Raw genomic sequence first — 18,852 nt, 5'->3', positions numbered from 1 at the left:
GATTTTGCTGTCGGGTAATTACCGAAAATACCTACGACAAGATGAGGTACAGGTAAGCGTAAACAACAGGAGCTGCCAGCAACAAACCATCAAAACGGTCGAGTAGGCCACCATGCCCAGGCAATAGGCCGCCGCTGTCTTTTGTATCCAAACTACGTTTCAACATCGACTCTACCAAATCGCCCAATGTGCCGAAACAGGCAATAAGCACGGCCATTCCGGCCCAAACCCAGGCTTGGTTTTCCTTAAAAATAAACGATAATCCAAATGAAACCAAAACGCTGGTGAACATCCCTCCAAAAAAGCCTTCCCAACTTTTCTTTGGCGAATGGCGCTCAAAAAGTTTACGCTTGCCATACTTTACGCCGAATAGATAAGCACCGGTGTCATTAGCCCAAAGCATCAATAAAAAAGCAAGCGGTAAATGGAAGTTATATTCGTTCCAGTCTCTTAAAAAGCCTAAGGCATGGAAAAAGCAAAATGGAATAGTTACATAAACAAAGCCGACAAACGTGTAGGAGATGTTGGCAAAAGGAATTTTGTTTTTCTTATATAACTCGGTAATAAAAACCGAAAAAATTAAGGGGATACAAAGCAGTAGATATTTAACATCATACTGCAAATAATGCAAGCCAGCAGCCATCAAAAAGATAAGTGCCCCGGCTACCAAACCTATGTTACGGTGGGGCCGGATGCCTGAATTTTTGATCAGTTTGTAAAACTCAAAAAGCGATAAAATGCTTAATACGAGATAAAATATAGTAAAAGCATAGCTTCCCAAAAAAATGGAACCCAGCATCACAATGGTAAAAAAGAAAGCGGTTATTGCCCTGGTTTTCATATTGAAAAAGGTAAGTGGGAAAATGAAGTCTGGAAAATCGAAAACCTATTATTCAATTTCATTTTCTACAATGTATTCTATGGCTTTATCGAAATCTGATTTATTTACCAGAACATTTATTTCGCCAATGTTGTAAGCCGATAATTGCTTATTCATAGTAACCGCAGGAATTCCAGCTTCTGTTAAACCCTGCTTTAAAACCTCTGCAGCAAATGGGTTGCTCGTGGTGTATACTTTAATCCAATTTTCGCTCACGTTCTGCGCTATCTTTAAAAAATTTAAACAAAGCTATGGTAATTATTGCACTAATTAAATAGCCATACCATGGAAAACCAATTGGCTCATCTGCTTTATTTAGAGGCATGTTATGTTTTTGCATGTAGAACGCCGCACAAACGGCATAGGCATTATTAATAAAATGAGCCAACATGGCGTACCAAAGGCTTCCGCTGTAAAAATATAAGTAACCAAAACCAGCGCCTAAAAGCATACGTGGTATAAAGCCGTAAAACTGAACGTGGATGGCACTGAATATAATGGCAGTAAGCCAAATGGCTAAATGAGGGCTATTGAAGGCTTTCGTTAGCGACCGTTGCACGCTACCACGAAACATAAGCTCTTCGCCAATTGCTGGTAAAACAGCAATCATAATCAAGTTTATAATAAAATCGAAGTTGCTGCGAACCGTAATGAGCTGAATGGTAATTTTCATTGCCGCGTCTTCTTTTTCTTTCATCCATTGCTCTACGCCCTTCAAATAATCTGGCAATACCATTTTCTGGTTAATCAGCACCGTCCATTCCATAAACGGCATGCTCACGATCATAATCGTTAAAACCAGAAAAATTAATAAAGTTTGAGGCTTTTTAAAGCTGTAGAACTGAGTAACTTTTTTACCTTCAGTAAGCGCCAAGGCGATAGGAGGTAAAATAAATGTGCCTATCGAACTCAGAATCTGGATGATTTTGAATTCGGTAATAAATTTGGGATCGCCTGATAAAAGTAGCTCCAAATTGCTAACCATCCCTAAACCATTAATTATTAAAATAATTACGATAGCCAAAAGACCGAACACAAAACCACCGAGCAAAGCGTAAAATAAAAGTAAAAGTAGTTGTAAGAAAGGATTGATTTCCTCCTTGTTAGGTTTTACAAAAATCATTATTTGTACCTTTGTGTGTTTTTATAAATTGTTTGAAGATAAAGAATGTCTGTAAAGATAGGAAATATAGATTTAGGTGAGTTCCCGTTGTTGCTTGCCCCGATGGAAGATGTGAGCGATCCGCCGTTCCGTTACGTTTGTAAACAGAATGGGGCCGATTTAATGTACACCGAATTTATTTCATCTGAAGGGTTGATTCGCGACGCAGCGAAAAGTCTTCAAAAGCTAGATATTTTTGAATACGAAAGACCGATAGGCATCCAGATTTTTGGGGGAGATATCGAGCATATGCGTGAAGCATCTGAAATTGCATCTGCTGCCGGACCAGATTTAGTTGATATTAACTACGGCTGCCCCGTAAAAAACGTAGTTTGTAAAGGTGCTGGCTCTAGTTTACTTCGTGATATTGATAAAATGGTAAAAATGACAGAAGCGGTTGTTAAAGCTTCACCTTTGCCAGTGACAGTAAAAACCCGCCTAGGTTGGGATGACGATAGTAAAAATGTTTATGAAGTAGCCGAAAGGCTGCAGGATGTTGGAATTCAAGCTTTAACAATCCACGGCAGAACAAGGGCACAATTATATAAAGGCGAAGCTGATTGGAGTTTAATTCGAGAAATTAAGCGCAACCCCCGCATTAAAATCCCAATTTTTGGAAATGGCGACGTTGATAGTCCGGAAAAAGCTGCCAACTGGCGCATGGAATATGAAGTTGATGGCATTATGATTGGAAGAGCGGCAATAGGCTACCCTTGGATTTTTAGAGAGGTAAAGCACTTCTTTAAAACCGGTGAACATTTACCCGGACCAACTATTGAAGAGCGCATAAATGTTTGCCGCACCCATTTGGATAAATCGTTGGAATGGAAGGGACCTAAAACTGGTATTTTCGAAATGCGGAGACATTATGCCAACTACTTTAAAGGCCTACCAGATTTTAAGCCATACAGAATGCGTTTAGTGGCAGAGCCAGATATCAATAACATTTATAGCATTTTGGAAGAAGTGGCAGAAAAATTTGCCAGCTACGACGCTACAAAAGTAATGGCTTGATTTTTGAATTGATTTTTATACATTCGTCACGATCATGGTTACTGCAATTACAGATGGGGTTAAAGTTTCAGTTGAAACTGTTTACCAGCCAGAATATTCAAATCCGGTTAATGAGCATTTTATGTTTGCTTATCGCGTAGAGATTTCTAATCTTTCTGATTATGCTGTGCAGTTGATGCGCCGTCAATGGTTTATTTTTGATTCTAACAGTAGCCGAAGAGAAGTTGAAGGCGAAGGTGTTGTAGGTTTACAACCCATTATCCAACCTGGTGAAACACATGTTTATGTTTCTGGTTGTAATCTTAAAACTGACATGGGCAGTATGAGAGGTGCTTATTTAATGAAACGTTTAATGGATGAAGCTGAATTTGAGGTTGATATTCCGCAGTTTCAATTGGTGGCACCATATAAATTGAATTAATCTCCTCTTAATTCTTAGCGTGTCAAGAAGGCAATCATTTTCCCCGCTGATCACGCAAATAAATATCGCAGATTTAGGATGGTTTTATTCTCTGATTGATACATAAAAATGTCTGCTGTTCTTAGCTATTTTAATCTGCGGGAATTAATCTTCGACGTCAATCTTCACACTCATTTAAAAAAAAAGCGGTCAGGAAAATCCTGAACCGTTTTTTTTCTTAGGTAAGTATTTTAATCTCTGCCTCTTCCAAATAGCATTGATGCGTAGTAAAGCAAGTTTGCCAATGCACCAACCGCAGCTACTACATAGGTCATTGCAGCCCACCAAAGTGCATCTTTAGCCTGGCTATTTTCTTCTTGCGTTTGCATTACACCCGGGTTATTTTTTAACCAGGCCAATGCTCTGTTACTGGCATCAAATTCTACTGGTAACGTGATGATGCTAAAGATGGTAACCAAAGCTAGTCCGACTACACCAATAGCTAAAACAATCGGCGTTACGGCGAAAACCAATAACATCACTCCAATGAGTAAAACCCACTGCAGGAGATTTGACGAAATGCTTACTACAGGCACCATAGTGCTTCGAAGATTAAGCCATGAGTACGATTTTGCATGTTGTACAGCATGCCCGCATTCATGCGCAGCCACTGCCGCCGCGGCTACACTTCTACTGTAATATACATCTGTACTTAAATTTACGGTTCTATCTGTTGGATTGTAATGATCTGTTAATTGTCCTTCTGTGCTCATCACTTTCACATCGTATATTCCGTTATCATGTAGCATTCTTTCTGCTACCTCTTTGCCCGATAAACCTGAGCTAAGTTGCATTTCTGCATATCGAGAAAACTTGTTTCTGAAACGCCACTGTACAAACATGCTCAGCAATAATACCGGGATGATTATTACTAAATAAACTCCCATTTCTTTTCTGTATGTTTTTCAATTCGCAGTATATCAAAAAGCGTTCCCATAATATTTGCAATACATTTTATAGTACATTTATGGTATGGCAAATAACTTTTCTTATTGGGAGCAAAGCAGTTTTTTTGATTATGATGCAATTATTATTGGTAGCGGAATCGTTGGCTTAAATGCAGCCATTCACCTAAAAAAATCATCTCCAAATTTGAATATTGCCGTTTTAGAGCGTGGATTTCTACCATCTGGCGCCAGTACCAAAAATGCTGGTTTTGCATGTTTTGGAAGCGTTTCCGAACTGATTGAACAAGAAAAAACAAGTACCACAGAAGGCCTTCAACATATTATAGAAAAACGCTGGAAAGGATTACTGAAAATGCGTTCGTTATTGGGTGATAATGCAGTTGATTTTAGGCCTTTGGGTGGCTACGAATTATTTAAAAGTACTGACTATGAGTTGGTCAATAGCTGTGTATCAAAAATTGAACATTTTAACATTTTGGTAGGCGACATTGTAGGAAAGAACGCATTTTCGCTAAGTAATAATAAAATCGATGCATTTGGCCTTGAAGGAATAAGTAACCTCATATCAAACCGATATGAAGCGCAAATTGATACCGGCAAGATGATGGTTGGCTTAATAAAATATGCACACGGTTTGGGTATTATGATTTTTAATAATTGCAGTGTAAATGCTATTCAACAAGAAAGCAATGGTAATGTTCTTCTAACGCCTCATGGTAGTTTCCATTGTAAAAAACTGATTGTTGCGACTAATGCATTTATCAAATCATTAATACCAACGGTTAATTTATTACCCGGACGAGGACAGGTTTTAGTAACTAAACCAATTGTCGGCCTAAAAATAAATGGAACTTTTCATTATGATAAAGGATATTATTATTTCAGAAATATTGGCGATCGTGTTTTGCTTGGTGGTGGAAGAAATATTGACTTCAAGACGGAAGAAACCACGGTATTTGGAGAAACGAAAGTTGTTCAAAACGCTTTGGAAGAATTGCTAAAAACCGTTATTTTACCCAATCAACATTTTGAAATCGATTTAAGGTGGAGCGGGATAATGGCTTTTGGCGAACAGCTTGAACCATTAATTAAACAGGAAACCGAAAATATTTTCTATGCGACAAGGTGTAACGGCATGGGCATCGCCATCGGATCGCAAACTGGAGAAGATGTCGCAGAACTACTGCTTCAATCTGGGATTTAATTTAAGGAGCTCATCATTTTTTCTACTCTTTCCGCATAACTGTCATTCGGAACAATCCATCTAAAAACTTCATTTTTCCACTGCTGGAGCTTTTCTTTATTCAAAAGTTTATAGTATTTAAAAGCAATGTTGTAGGCCATATCCGCCTTCGCCGTTTCATCTGTACATTCCTTTATCGCATAGTAATACATTTCTTCAGCCTGTTTTAATTCGTTTGCATTGGTTTGTTTAAATACTAAAGATTTATATAACTCACAATTGGTTTGTCTGGCTTCAGATACATCCGCAAGGGCTTCGCCTAGATAAAAACTAGCCAGGAGTTCACGTTTTTTGCCATTATAAGCATAGTAGAATTCACGATCTAAACCCGGGTACTTTTTATCTTTGCTTTTCACCATTTTTAGAAATTTCAAAGCTTTTTCTGCATTGCCCCACTTGTTGTATGTATGTCCCCACCTAAATAAGCGATCTATATTTTGATCGTCGGTTCTATAAAACTTCAACCAATCCGGTACCGGTGTAATTGCCAACTCTTTATATCTATCTTTTGGGATTTCTGCTGCCATCACCTTATTTGGTGCTATCCTAACTTTAAGCTTATTAACTTTCATTTTTACGTAATTGGATGCAGAATTAATGGAAAATGCACCATCGAGATTGAATGTTAATCCAGCTGAATTATCCATATAAACATAACCGTAATAATATTGCAAAGAGTCAATTTGGATAGCGATCCATTTGTCTTCACAATCGACCAAAAACTTATCGAATTTGAGATCAGTTTGAGCCTTTGCTCCAAATGAACAGAGCATAAGGAGGCACAATAATAGTTTCATAATAGGAATTTCGTGTGTTATTTAAAGATAACAGTTTTATTGCCACTTACAAAAACACGATCTTCAAAAATCAACTCAAGCGCTTCCAATAACACTTTTTTCTCTATTTCTTTTCCGGCCCGCACCATTTCTTTTACGCCAAAGTTATGGTCGATATGAGTAGTGTGTTGCGTAATAATTGGTCCTTCGTCAAGGTTATCAGTTACAAAATGAGCGGTTGCACCAATAATTTTCACGCCTCGCTCAAAGGCTTGCCGATAAGGATTGGCACCAATAAAAGCGGGTAAAAATGAATGATGTATGTTAATTACTCTACCGGCATAGTCCTTAACAAAATCGGCAGAAAGAATTCGCATAAATTTGGCCAAAACCAAATAATCTAAATCAAATTGATTTAAAACATCTTTTATTTCTGCTTCAAATTGTGCCTTCTCTTTTCCAACATGATCAACAAAGAAATATGGAATACCTAGTTTTTCACTAAAATCGCGAAGCGATTCATAGTTGCCAATGACACATTTAACATTAGCCCCAAGTGTTTTAAACTGATTTTTGATAAGAATTTCGGCCAGACAATGATATTCCTTTGTCACCAAAACTGCAATCTGCTTTTTTTGCTGAGCAATCACATTTACTTCAGCATCGTTGGGCAACGTTTCCAATAGTTTTTGCTCCAGTTGATTCTTGTTATCAATGTTTCCCGTACATGCTATTCGGGTAAAAAAAGCCTTATTGGCTTCATCCACAAATTCCCTCATCGCAACAATATTAAGCTGTTGACTGGCTAAAACACGCGTAATGTTGGTTACCAAACCAACTTGATCGGGACAGGAGATGAGAATTGTTAATTCGTTCATTGATTGTATTTAAAGTTCAATGATAAGAAATTTGATTTGCAGATGGGTAGAATAAATTGCAATTCCGACTATCTTTTAAAAAAGTGAGCTGCAGAGTCTCATATTAAATAGATTCACCATTTCTTGCTTAAACCCTCTGGGCAAAACTCTAGCAGCTATAAAAAGCAAACTATTTTGGTAAATCTCTTTTTAATGCCGATTTTTACTAAAATTTTTATCATGATGGAATACGCTGCAATTGGCCTTCTCGTTATTATTTTATTGGTTTTGGTATTACTTTTCTTTAAAAAGCCGCAACAATCTGTTGCATTAATTTCAATAGAAGATTTTGAGAAAACCAAAGCGGAAAACGATTCACTAAAAATTCTACTGGCGAGAGTTGAGGAAAGGGCTGCTAACTTATCTACGGAAAAAGAGCACATCACAATATTGCTACAACAAGAGCAACAACGTTTAATAGACGAGCTTCAGGCTGAACGCGATCGCCTTGCTGATGCTAATCGTGAATTGGAAAGTACACGCTCCTTTTATCTTGCAGAAAAAGAAAAATTAGCCGAACAGAAATTAAGCTACGAACAATCTCAGGAGAAATTAAACAAAGATTTTGAATTGATTGCGAATAAGATTTTGGAAGAAAAATCTACTCGGTTTGTAGAACAGAACAGAACAAACCTCGATTTGATTTTAAATCCTTTAAAAGAGAATATCAAGGCTTTTGAGGATAAAGTAGAAAAGGTTTACAAGGCAGAATCTGATGAACGGAATATTTTGAAAGGGGTAATTTCTGAATTACAGATCCAAAGTAAAATGATTCAGGAAGATGCTAACAACCTTACAAAAGCGCTAAAAGGCGACAGTAAAAAACAAGGAAATTGGGGGGAAGTTATTTTAGAAAAAGTTTTAGAGCGTTCTGGTTTGGTTCGAGATCAGGAATATCGCATTCAGGCCTCGCTAGTATCCGCCGAAGGCGGTCGATTTCAACCCGATGTGGTAATTGATTTACCGGATGATAAACATCTTGTGGTCGACGCTAAGGTAAGTTTAGTAGCTTACGAACGCTCAGTATCGGCAGAAACAGAAGAAGAGCGTGAGGGCTATGTAAAAGCGCATTTGGCCTCCATAAAAAATCATATTCAGGAACTATCCGCAAAAAACTATCAGGATTTATATAAAATCAATTCCCCAGACTTCGTTTTATTGTTTGTGCCGATAGAATCATCATTTAGCATTGCTGTACAAAAAGATGCGGAGCTGTTTAACTTTGCCTGGGATAGGCGAGTAGTAATCGTTAGTCCATCAACATTATTAGCCACTTTGCGCACCATTGCCAGCATGTGGAAACAGGAAAGGCAAAACCGAAATGTATTTGAAATCGCTGAGCAAGCAGGCTTTCTTTACGAAAAATTTGTTGGTTTTCTTAAGGATATGGAAGATATTGGAAGGCATATTGGCTCTACACAAAAGGCTTATGATGGCGCTTTCAATAAACTAAAAGAGGGTTCGGGAAATATGATTTCTAAAATTGAGAACCTTAAAAAATTAGGTGCCAAAGTAAAAAATAATAAACAGATTGATATGAAGTATTTGGATGGGGAGTAGGTTTATCGGTTGGTATGACACCAACAGAAAAAACATATTTTAATCAAATCCGTATCTTAATTTGATAAAAAATGAATTTTAATGGCCTCAAAATAAATTTAAACATATATAATATAATTGAGCCTACGATTATACCTGGAATTATCATAAATGAGCTTAAGACAAGCAAACCGGCATTTAAAAATATAAGAATAATTATGAAGATGGTTATAATGCCAAAGCCGATTACAAAATTTGTTTCCCACTTATCTTTAATTTCCAAATAGTTAATACTTACTGGAGCAACTCCTTTCAGTCCTTCAAAATTATCGATTTCTATCAGACCACTAGCACCCTCAATCTTATTATTCACAATATAGAATTCATCACCTTTATCTAGAATATATGGATAAACCTCAACCAATTTTTTATTATATTGAAATTCAATATGTTCCTTTGTTCCTTTATCAATTTGTAATATTCTTTCGACTTTAACAAAACCTATTTCGTTTAAGTCAAAAACTTTGCTTGTACTAAAAATATCATAAAAAGATAGCTTATCACTACTTTTTGATTTATAGTTAAACCCTATTAACTTATCATCATTAAGTTCGCAATGTTTACAAAAAAAAATACTTTCATTGTCTTTCTTAACAAAGCCAGTTGTTTTTTCATATAAAATAATTTCAAACCAAATTATTCCATTTCTCAATTTTTCCGATACAATGGTTCGGTATTGATTGGCAGCGAGTATTTTTGTGATAGGTGATTTATCAGATCTTGATTTGAATACATCAATTGTTTTTAGTGTTCTCAGGTAATTTCCCATTAATATAAGTTTATATAATAGGATGATTTATTTTAAAATTACTATTTTTTCTCTAAATCTACTTATTAAAAGCGTTCCAACCTTGTGCTTTCAATTCATGAACATTGTTAGATTTTGAAACCATTTACTCTTGGATAAGTTGTTTTAATTTCTCTTTACTTGGTAAAACTGTAGAGTATTTACTTGCAAAAATTTGTTCATTATTTTCTGGTAATGTGAATTGTACAACGGCCTCGCTCTTATCCTGCCAAAGTATTATTCCGATGGTTTTATTTTCATCAGATAGTTTAACTTCTCTATCATAATAATTTACATACATCTGAATTTGTCCAATATCCTGATGGCTTAACTCTCCAATTTTTAAATCGATTAGTACAAAACATTTCAAAATTCGATTATAAAAAATCAAATCTATTTTAAAGTGCTTTTCTTCAAAAGATATTCTATTCTGCCTGGCAACAAACGTAAAGCCAGTTCCAAGCTCCAAAAGAAAGTGTTCTAGTTTATCAATAAGCTTTTGTTCTAATTCATTTTCAGAATAGCTTTTTTCATCTGGCAAACCTAAAAACTCTAAAATATATGGATCTTTAATGGCATCTTTTGGCTTTTCTAATACTGCCCTTTTATTGATAATTCAAAGATTTCTACTTAACGATAAGCGGGTATATGAGGCTATATCATACTGTCTTTGTAGTTCTCTTAAACTCCAATTATTTTTAGATGATTCTATTTCATAAAAATTTCTTTCCTTATCATCATCAATTCTCATGAGCTTTAGATAGTGAGACCAGCTTAATTTGAATTCCGCAGACAGTGTTTGCGTTTTTGCGTAAACCTTATAAAACTGCCTCATCTGTTCAATATTTCGAATGGAAAAGCCTTTTCCGAAATCGGCAATTAGCTTAATAGAAAGTCTTTTTATAACTTCCTTTCCATAATCTGCCCTATCTTTGCCATTTTGTTCCTCCTCAACAATCATCCTACCAATTTCATAATACGTTAAAACCATTGTTTGGTTAACTGTATTTACAATTTTATTGCGAGCCTTATTTAGCAAATCTGCAATACGCTCAATAAAATTTTGGTGTGATAAATTGCTATTCATAGCATTTATTTATTAAAAGCGTTCCAACCTTGTGCTTTCAACTCATGAACATTGTTGGATTTTGAAACCATTTTACAACCAGAATTTTTGTCAGTAACGTGACCAATAACGGTAATATCTACGTCGTGTTTTAGTTTCTTATAATCTTCCTGGCTGATTGTAAACAATAACTCATAATCTTCACCCCCACTCAAAGCACAAACCGTTGGATCAATACCCAACTCACGAGCTGTTTCATAAGTCATTGGATCTAATGGGATTTTCTCCTCATAAATGGTAATTCCCTTATCAGATTGTTCAGCAAGATGAAGAATTTCAGAAGCCAATCCGTCCGAAACATCGATCATTGATGTTGGTTTAATATCCATATCTTCCAAAAGCGCCACGATATCCATGCGTGCTTCAGGTTTCAATTGTCTTTCGATGATATAATCTTTTCCTTCCAAATCCGGTTGAATTTGTGGATTCTCCAAATAAATTAGCTTCTCTCTCTCTAAAATCTGAAGACCAACATAAGCGCCACCCAAATCGCCCGAAACACAAAGTAAATCATTTTCCTGAGCGCCATTTCTATAAGTAACTTTATCTGCATCAGCGTAGCCAATACTCGTAATGCTAATCACCAAACCTTGCTTGCTTGATGAAGTATCCCCACCAATCAGGTCAATATTAAACTTGTTGCAAGCCAGTTCAATTCCCTTATAGATTTCTTCTACAGCTTCCAGCGGAAATTTGCTCGACAATCCTAATGAAACGGTAATCTGACTAGCCTTACCATTCATGGCATAAATATCACTCAAATTAACCTGAACTGCTTTGTAACCCAAATGCATCAAAGGCACATAAGCTAAATCGAAGTGAATTCCCTCCAAAAGCAAATCGGTAGAAACCAATATTTGTTTGCCTTTTGCATCCAAAACAGCAGCATCATCACCAACACCTTTTACCGAGTAATCGTTTCTAATTTTAAAATTGGTTGTTAAGTGTTTGATTAAACCAAACTCACCTAATTCGTTAATATCTGTACGCTCTTTATTTTCAAACATATTCACCCAAACCCATTAAGGGGCTTTTATTAATAATTATACATTTCTAAGGGGTTAAGCCCTTATTTTCTATTTTTAAAATTATTTGTCATGCTGAGTATAGAGAAGAATCATTTACTCAGGCCAGTACTTATTAGCAAAACAGATCCTTCCTTCGTCAGGATGACAGCATGCTCAGGATGACAAACCCTTACTTTCCATCCAATTTTTGCCTTCAGTAAACCTGGAAATCAGCATCGCCGCAACATTATCTCCGGTCGCATTTAGAAGTGTCGCCATTGGATCTACCAAAGTTCCTATAATCATCGCCGGAGGTAAAGCTTCTGGTGGCAATTGATAAGCTGAAATCATTAATAACTCTCCAATATAACCTCCATTGGGAATTCCACCCTCTACTATACTGACTAAAACAGTGATGCCCAATGCCAAAATGATGGTATCTACATGAACCAAATCCTTTCCAAAAATAGCAAATACTACTGCGATTTTAATTATAGAACTAATGCTCGAGCCATCCTTGTGTAATGTTGAACCCAATGGAATAGTCACATTGGTAATGTAAGCCGGAACACCCATTTTATTTGTTCCTTCTAAATTCGCAGGGATTGTTGCTATGCTGCTACAAGTGCCAATAGAGGTTAAGGACGGTACAATATTATTTTTCCAGAATACTTTTATCGCTTTAAAACCGCCGGCAATAAAGGCATATAACGTAAAAAATACAATGAAATAGAATGCCCCGACTCCATAATATAATCCCAATGCTTTGGCATAAGTACCAAAAAGTTGCGGCCCGAACACACCAACCTGATAAGCAAAATAGGCACCCAAACCTATCGGCCCAAGTTTCATAATTAAGATGATGAGTTTTTTCATCACTTCATTACCCGACACCAAAAAGTTTTTAAAACCATCACCTTCTTTTCCCGAGTATAGGGTAGAAAATCCCACTAAAACGGAAAAAATAATGAGCGCCAGCATATTTTTTCTACTGCCAATCTCGTAAAATTCTCCAACGGTTAAGAGCTGTGTCATTTGCTCTCCGAACGATTGAATTTTTTCTGGTTCGGTTGGAATTGGATTATTGCCCAATGCCTGGTGAATAGGAAAAACCCATGTGGCAGCCAGAGTTAGAATTGCTGCAATAAGAATAGTTGATAAAAAAACCAATACCATAATGGTTAATAGTTTCCCCAACTTTTTAGTACGATCTATATTTGCAATGGCAGAAGAAACTGCAAAAAATACCAAAGGAATAACGGCAGTAAACAACAAATTCAAAAATATATCACCCAGAGGTTTTATACTTTCAACTTTTTGTCCAAAAATTAACCCAATGATGCTTCCAGCGGTAATCCCTGCTAGTAGCCAAAGCAAGCCTGAGTAATTTTTTAAGATATTAGTTGTTTTCATTTTTATCATTTATCCGTCATTGGGAGGTACAGCCTGTCCCGACTTTTCGGGAAAGCAATCTCATTACTTTCGTAATTGAAAACCCAACGCTTTAAGATTGCTTCGTGGCTCGCAATGACGAGTGTCTTATTTTACTACTCAATATTTTACTACAATCCTAGCTCTGCAGAAATATCCAACATTCTTTGAATAGGTTTACGTGCCTGCTCAATAATATGCTCTGGTACAGTTACTTCTGGCGAACTATTTTTAAGACATAAATATAGTTTTTCTAAAGTATTTCTCTTCATGTATGGACAATCATTGCAAGCGCAACTATTATTCGGTGGCGCCGGAATAAATGTTTTCTCCGGACAAGCTTTTTCCATTTGATGGATAATTCCACTTTCTGTAGCTACAATAAATTCTGTGGCCGGATTGGATATAGCATATTTCAAAAGTCCGGTAGTAGAGCCAATATAATCGGCCATTTGTAAAACGGCTTCTTCACATTCCGGATGTGCAATAAACCTGGCGTTAGGGTGGCGTTCTTTAAGTTTCGTAATTTTTTCTTTCGAAAAAATCTCATGTACCATACAGGCGCCATTCCAAAGCACCAAATCTCTACCGGTCTTTTTGGCAACCCAAGCGCCTAAATTCCTATCCGGACCGAAGATTATTTTCTGATCTTTTGGTAAACTTTCTACAATTTGAACAGCATTTGTAGAGGTACAAACAATGTCACTCAAGGCTTTCAACTCAGCTGTGCAATTCACATAAGTGATGACCAAATGATCAGGATACTTCTCCTTAAATTTTCTAAACAAATGTGGTGGACAGCTATCAGCCAAAGAACAGCCTGCTTTTACATCTGGTAATAAAACTTTTTTTGTCGGAGATAAAATCTTGGCAGTTTCGGCCATAAAGTGTACTCCTGCAAAAACAATTACCTCAGCATCAGTTTTTGCTGCTTCCTGAGATAAACCTAAACTGTCACCAATATAATCTGCAATATCTTGTATATCAGGTTCTTGGTAATAGTGTGCTAATATAATTGCATTCTTTTCCTTCTTCAGTTTTTCGATTTCAACAAAGAGGTCAAGCGTAGGGTCAATTTCTTCTTCTACGTAACCTTTTTTGTTTATTTCTTCTAAGACATCTATGTTCATTTTTAAATTTTCCTTTTTTGAATTTTGACGTTGGTCAAAGATAAAGCTTTCCACGTCTCAATAATTAATAAGTTATTTTAAATAAATAAATCTTGTTTGTTTATTAGTGTGTTGGTAACGTTGGTAAGTTTATTAAAAACGTTCTTCAATGTAAGTTGTTAATCGTTTACTAACATTTAGATTACATTTTTGTAATATGATAAGATTGATTTTCAGCACTATCGAAAAACCGGTTAATTTTTCTCCATATTGGAATGTTAATTGTTTATAAGTGTGTGAAAAGTTAATTACTTGTACAAAGGTGCTTAAAAATTGAGTAAAAGATTGTGGCAAATTGTCTTTTTAGAGTAGCTTTAAACATTCAAATTTATTTGTTAGTCTTATTTCTACATAAAGCTAACAGTTGTTCTATAGTTATCAACAGCGTTGATAAAGTAAATGTTTTTTAGATGAGAAAAGTAGATTTTCTGGTAATTGGTTCAGGGATAGCGGGTTTAAGTTTTGCACTTAAGGCGGCCAAATTTGGTAAGGTTTTAATTGTTACTAAATCAAATGAAGACGAATCGAATACAAAATATGCGCAAGGTGGTGTCGCAGTTGTTGTTGATAAAGATGATTCTTTCGAAAAACATATACACGATACCTTGATTGCCGGCGACGGTTTATGCGATGAAAAAATTGTAGAAATCGTTGTAAAAGAGGGGCCTCAGCGCATTCAGGAGATTATTGACTATGGTATAAATTTCGATAAAGATAACTCGGGCTTCTATGATTTAGCCAAGGAGGGCGGACACTCCGAACACCGTGTTCTACACTATAAAGACATCACCGGATATGAAATTGAGCGGGTACTTTTAAAGGAAATTCATGAGAATCCGAACATAGAGATATTAACACATTACTTTGCACTCGAGTTAATCACTCAGCATCACCTCGGTGAGTTTGTTGATAAACGTACTGAAGATATCAACTGTTATGGGATATATGCCTTTAACACAGAGCTTAACGATGTGGAAAAGATTGTGGCAAACGTTACGGTTATGGCTTCAGGTGGTGCCGGACATGTATATTCTGCTACAACAAACCCTGTAATTGCAACAGGTGATGGTATGGCAATGGTTTACCGAGCTAAAGGAAAAGTAAGGAATATGGAGTTTATTCAGTTCCACCCAACCGCTTTATACCATCCTGGAGAGTATCCTTCCTTCCTAATTTCTGAAGCAGTTCGTGGTTTTGGCGGTGTTCTTCGCCGTAAAAATGGTGAAGAGTTTATGCATGAATACGATGAGCGTAAATCATTAGCACCTCGAGATATTGTTGCTAGGGCAGTTGATAATGAAATGAAAAAATCGGGTGATGAATTTGTTTATTTAGACATCACGATGCGTAAGAAGGCAGATATTTTAAAACATTTTCCAAATATATTTGCCAAGTGTTTATCTATTGGTATCGATATGACAAAAGATTATATACCAGTAACGCCGGCATCTCATTATATGTGTGGTGGCATTTTAGTAGATGAATATGGGCGATCTTCTATCAAAAACCTTTATGCCTGTGGTGAGGTTTCTTCAACTGGTTTGCATGGTGCTAATCGATTGGCTTCTAACTCCTTACTTGAGGCGACTGTTTTTGCACATCGTATTTATCAGGATGCGGTTGAAAACTTCAAAAATAATGTAATTCCTGAAAATATTCCAGAATGGGATTCACAAGGGGTTACACAAAGCAATGAAGACGTTCTGGTTACCCACAATTTAAGAGAATTGCAGAAAGTGATGGGTGATTACGTTGGTATAGTTCGTTCTGATTTTCGTTTAGAAAGGGCGCACCGAAGACTGTTTTTAATTTACCAGGAAACAGAGGAATTCTATAAAAAGAACAAGGTTTCGGTGAAGCTTTGTGAACTGAGGAATGTAATTCAGACTGCTTATTTGGTCATAAAATCAGCTATGAAGCGTAAAGAAAGCAGAGGTTTGCATTTTACCACTGATTACCCTGATCACGCTAAAGAACTAATTGATACTGTTTTTTAAACTGATGCTGCAAGCTTGCTGATCTATTTCAGTATATAGAAAAGAAATAAACGATTACCCTAAAAACCTGATTTAGATTCAGGAGTATGTGAAAATAAAGCTATGCCATTAATACTTCCAGTAAAAAACAAATATCCTGAAATAGGAAATGATAATTTCATCGCTGAAAACGCTACAATTGTGGGTGATGTCACTATAGGAAACAATTGTTCGGTTTGGTTTAATGCGGTGATTAGAGGCGATGTAAACGCCATTACAATTGGAAATGAATCCAATATCCAGGATGGCGCTGTAATTCATGCTACGTATTTAAAAGCTTCAACACACATTGGAAATAGGGTATCTGTTGGTCACAATGCAATCGTTCATGGTTGTACAGTTCAAGATCACGTTTTGGTAGGTATGGGTGCAATTGTAATGGATCATGCCGTTATTGAAGAATATTGTATCATCGCCGCTGGATCAGTGGTGTTGGAGAACATGGTTTGTGAAACCGGTTATTTATACGCTGGCACCCCAGCAAAAAAAATAAAGCCCATTACTGATGAGCAAAGGGCTTTATTAAATAAGTTACCAGATAATTATATCATGTATTCCAACTGGTTTACAAATCCATAATCAATCTTTCGGTGGGGGTGGGATAGCTAAGGGATCTTCTCTTTCCCAATTCGGTTTTAGGTCTAAAAGTGCTTTGAGGTACCATACTTTCTCTGGTTGAGTACCTGCTTTTACATTTCCAGTATCCCAAATTGCGTTTCTATTTTCGTCATAAATTACTCGAATCATATATTTTCCGGCGGGATAATTTGCGAAACGAAGCTTCGTATTTCCTTTTATCGGAAATGATTTGATCAGATCCTTTTTCTCTGTCAAAAATTGAACGATATAGTTTTTACTTGAATCTGGTACAGTTACATTATATATTAATGTGGTATAATTATCTGTTGGATCTAGTTTAAAGGTCTTATTGATTTCCTTATTTTTGGCATTAAAAATTGCTGTGAAAGCTCCTGCAGCATATTTTATATCATAGGTTCGTTTTTGTTTCCAGGGATATCTGATGTAGTATTTTAAGAAATCGGTACTATCTTTTATCAGTTGAAAGGTTGTTCTTTTAACTGAATCTTCTAATAAAGTAATCTTTGAAGCATCTGCTGCTGTTATTGGGAAAGGAAAAGTTAAGGTATAAGTTTGGTAGGGATTTAGTTTACCACCACTTGCGTTATCATTAATATTTACATCGCGAACGTAATTATCCTTTTTTCCTTTGCTAAAATTAAGTGTTTGTAAAACCTTGCCTTCATCCTGAATGGCTACCTTAACAGAGTCGAAGCTTAAATCAGTAAGCCATACTTTGGCGGTATCGTTAGTTTTATTAAAGTGAACAAACTTACCTACATCTACTTTCGGTGGATCCGTAATAGTAATTTTCGGATCCTTAAGTTGTTTGTTTGTTGTAATGGTGATGATTCCATCATTAGCAAGTTTACGATCTGTAACACGAAAATCTGTCGCCAGTTCTTTGAACACCTGGAGATTGATATTATCGAGGTTCTTATCAATAGTGATTGGATCTTTCAGAAAACCAACTTCATCAGATACTTGTTGATATATTTTATCTCCACCACCACTGCCTTCCTTAAGTGCATAAATTTTATATTGACCAGCTCTTAGATTGTTAAGCTTATAATTTCCAGAACTGTCAGTCAAGGTATATATTGATGGCCTTTTCTTTCCAAACAGGGTGTCACGTGCTAATGGTAAGATGAAAACAGTAACGTCTTTCTCAAATTCATCATTTAGCGAGCTTTTTACATTTCCACTCACAGATAAGGAATCAATTTCATTTCCGGTAGAAAACACATAAGATAAATTTTTGACCACATTACTCTCATTGATATCGGCAACTGCCTTTCCAAAATTTAGGGTGTATGTTGTATTTTTCTCTAATGTATCCTGAAGTTCAATTTCCAGTCGCTTAGAACGAATTTTTAAAATAGGTGCTCGTTCCTGCTCTGGTGAAATACTAAATTCTTTCGATTCATCCACAAGCTTAAAATATTCATCAAACTCAATTGTAATTTTTTTTGCATTAAAATTACGGGTTTGATTTTTCGGAGTCATATTTAAAATTTTAGGTGGAGTTGAGTCTTTCGGTCCTCCCTGTGGTGTTTGCATACTTGCACAACCCATAAATAGGAGAGAGATGATAACAACTGCTAAAATTATTTTGTTAAAATACTGAGCTTTTAAATTTGGCATATTTTAAACGTTATGACGAATTTTTGATGTTTTTGGAAATCTGATATTAAAAAAAGTTTTTATGCTTTTATATCGCTTTATTTTAAGTCGATATATGTATGTTTAAATTGTTGA

At 36.1% G+C, this 18,852-nt stretch carries 19 protein-coding genes; 6 read left to right on the top strand and 13 right to left on the bottom strand.

What is annotated here, in order from left to right; genetic code table 11:
• Positions 1 to 31: 31 nt before the first annotated feature.
• From ACZZZC_RS01860 to ACZZZC_RS01850, 3 genes are read right to left on the bottom strand one after another with little or no spacing between them, the layout of a single operon-like run.
• Positions 32 to 841, bottom strand: a complete 810-nt coding sequence (locus ACZZZC_RS01860) for a phosphatidate cytidylyltransferase (protein ID WP_265797186.1) — start codon at positions 839 to 841, stop codon at positions 32 to 34.
• Between the two features lie 48 nt (positions 842 to 889).
• Positions 890 to 1,096 carry a putative signal transducing protein gene (locus ACZZZC_RS01855; protein ID WP_056850599.1) on the bottom strand — a complete coding sequence of 69 codons (207 nt, stop codon included), beginning with the start codon at positions 1,094 to 1,096 and terminating at the stop codon, positions 890 to 892.
• Positions 1,077 to 2,003 (bottom strand): lysostaphin resistance A-like protein, encoded by a 927-nt coding sequence (locus tag ACZZZC_RS01850; protein ID WP_463484564.1) that lies wholly within the window; start codon positions 2,001 to 2,003, stop codon positions 1,077 to 1,079. Before ACZZZC_RS01850 ends, ACZZZC_RS01855 begins: the two co-directional genes overlap by 20 nt.
• A gap of 45 nt (positions 2,004 to 2,048) precedes the next feature.
• Here ACZZZC_RS01850 and dusB point away from each other — a divergent pair, with 45 nt between their 5' ends.
• Together dusB and apaG are read left to right on the top strand one after the other, a co-directional pair.
• The gene (gene dusB / locus ACZZZC_RS01845; RefSeq protein ID WP_463484563.1) at positions 2,049 to 3,056 is read left to right on the top strand and encodes a tRNA dihydrouridine synthase DusB; all 1,008 of its coding nucleotides are present in this window, start codon (positions 2,049 to 2,051) and stop codon (positions 3,054 to 3,056) included.
• A 34-nt stretch (positions 3,057 to 3,090) separates the two neighbouring features.
• Positions 3,091 to 3,477 carry a Co2+/Mg2+ efflux protein ApaG gene (gene apaG / locus ACZZZC_RS01840; RefSeq protein WP_056850602.1) on the top strand — a complete coding sequence of 129 codons (387 nt, stop codon included), beginning with the start codon at positions 3,091 to 3,093 and terminating at the stop codon, positions 3,475 to 3,477.
• Between the two features lie 230 nt (positions 3,478 to 3,707).
• On the opposite strand, the gene ACZZZC_RS01835 is transcribed toward apaG, so the two are convergent.
• Complete coding sequence (locus ACZZZC_RS01835) at positions 3,708 to 4,403, bottom strand: zinc metallopeptidase (protein ID WP_056850603.1); 696 nt, start codon at positions 4,401 to 4,403, stop codon at positions 3,708 to 3,710.
• Between the two features lie 85 nt (positions 4,404 to 4,488).
• On the opposite strand from ACZZZC_RS01835, the gene ACZZZC_RS01830 reads away from it, so the two are divergent.
• Positions 4,489 to 5,628: an NAD(P)/FAD-dependent oxidoreductase gene (locus ACZZZC_RS01830; protein WP_463484562.1), complete on the top strand. Its 1,140-nt coding sequence runs from the start codon at positions 4,489 to 4,491 to the stop codon at positions 5,626 to 5,628.
• Here ACZZZC_RS01830 and ACZZZC_RS01825 read toward each other — a convergent pair.
• Together ACZZZC_RS01825 and purU are read right to left on the bottom strand one after the other, a co-directional pair.
• A complete protein-coding gene (locus tag ACZZZC_RS01825; protein WP_463484561.1) occupies positions 5,625 to 6,464 on the bottom strand; it encodes a hypothetical protein in 840 nt (279 codons plus the stop codon). The genes ACZZZC_RS01830 and ACZZZC_RS01825 overlap by 4 nt on opposite strands.
• A gap of 17 nt (positions 6,465 to 6,481) precedes the next feature.
• On the bottom strand, positions 6,482 to 7,321 hold the full coding sequence (gene purU / locus ACZZZC_RS01820; RefSeq protein ID WP_463484560.1) for a formyltetrahydrofolate deformylase: 840 nt from the start codon (positions 7,319 to 7,321) through the stop codon (positions 6,482 to 6,484).
• A 222-nt stretch (positions 7,322 to 7,543) separates the two neighbouring features.
• Here purU and ACZZZC_RS01815 point away from each other — a divergent pair, with 222 nt between their 5' ends.
• The gene (locus tag ACZZZC_RS01815; RefSeq protein ID WP_463486292.1) at positions 7,544 to 8,920 is read left to right on the top strand and encodes a DNA recombination protein RmuC; all 1,377 of its coding nucleotides are present in this window, start codon (positions 7,544 to 7,546) and stop codon (positions 8,918 to 8,920) included.
• Between the two features lie 43 nt (positions 8,921 to 8,963).
• Here the strand turns inward: ACZZZC_RS01815 and ACZZZC_RS01810 are convergent, their stop codons facing one another.
• From ACZZZC_RS01810 to nadA, 6 genes are all read right to left on the bottom strand, one after another.
• Positions 8,964 to 9,728 carry a hypothetical protein gene (locus ACZZZC_RS01810; protein ID WP_463484559.1) on the bottom strand — a complete coding sequence of 255 codons (765 nt, stop codon included), beginning with the start codon at positions 9,726 to 9,728 and terminating at the stop codon, positions 8,964 to 8,966.
• Between the two features lie 124 nt (positions 9,729 to 9,852).
• Positions 9,853 to 10,320 (bottom strand): PDDEXK nuclease domain-containing protein, encoded by a 468-nt coding sequence (locus ACZZZC_RS01805; protein ID WP_463486291.1) that lies wholly within the window; start codon positions 10,318 to 10,320, stop codon positions 9,853 to 9,855.
• Positions 10,321 to 10,362: 42 nt separating this feature from the next.
• Positions 10,363 to 10,833 (bottom strand): DUF1016 N-terminal domain-containing protein, encoded by a 471-nt coding sequence (locus tag ACZZZC_RS01800; RefSeq protein ID WP_463484558.1) that lies wholly within the window; start codon positions 10,831 to 10,833, stop codon positions 10,363 to 10,365.
• Positions 10,834 to 10,838: 5 nt separating this feature from the next.
• Positions 10,839 to 11,879 (bottom strand): thiamine-phosphate kinase, encoded by a 1,041-nt coding sequence (gene thiL, locus ACZZZC_RS01795; protein WP_265797196.1) that lies wholly within the window; start codon positions 11,877 to 11,879, stop codon positions 10,839 to 10,841.
• A gap of 174 nt (positions 11,880 to 12,053) precedes the next feature.
• Positions 12,054 to 13,292: a dicarboxylate/amino acid:cation symporter gene (locus tag ACZZZC_RS01790; protein ID WP_463484557.1), complete on the bottom strand. Its 1,239-nt coding sequence runs from the start codon at positions 13,290 to 13,292 to the stop codon at positions 12,054 to 12,056.
• Positions 13,293 to 13,441: 149 nt separating this feature from the next.
• A complete protein-coding gene (gene nadA, locus ACZZZC_RS01785; protein ID WP_463486290.1) occupies positions 13,442 to 14,482 on the bottom strand; it encodes a quinolinate synthase NadA in 1,041 nt (346 codons plus the stop codon).
• Positions 14,483 to 14,889: 407 nt separating this feature from the next.
• Here nadA and nadB point away from each other — a divergent pair, with 407 nt between their 5' ends.
• Positions 14,890 to 16,476, top strand: coding sequence for an L-aspartate oxidase (nadB, locus tag ACZZZC_RS01780; RefSeq protein ID WP_463484556.1), 1,587 nt, complete (start codon positions 14,890 to 14,892; stop codon positions 16,474 to 16,476).
• Positions 16,477 to 16,578: 102 nt separating this feature from the next.
• The gene (locus ACZZZC_RS01775) at positions 16,579 to 17,094 is read left to right on the top strand and encodes a gamma carbonic anhydrase family protein (RefSeq protein WP_463484555.1); all 516 of its coding nucleotides are present in this window, start codon (positions 16,579 to 16,581) and stop codon (positions 17,092 to 17,094) included.
• Here the strand turns inward: ACZZZC_RS01775 and ACZZZC_RS01770 are convergent, their stop codons facing one another.
• Positions 17,095 to 18,738: an Ig-like domain-containing protein gene (locus ACZZZC_RS01770; protein ID WP_463486451.1), complete on the bottom strand. Its 1,644-nt coding sequence runs from the start codon at positions 18,736 to 18,738 to the stop codon at positions 17,095 to 17,097.
• Between the last annotated feature and the right edge of the window lie 114 nt (positions 18,739 to 18,852).

It is taken from the genome of Pedobacter sp. AC212 (assembly GCF_979258625.1).
Note: the sequence above shows the minus strand (reverse complement) of the source record. Positions and strands in the feature narration are given on the sequence as shown.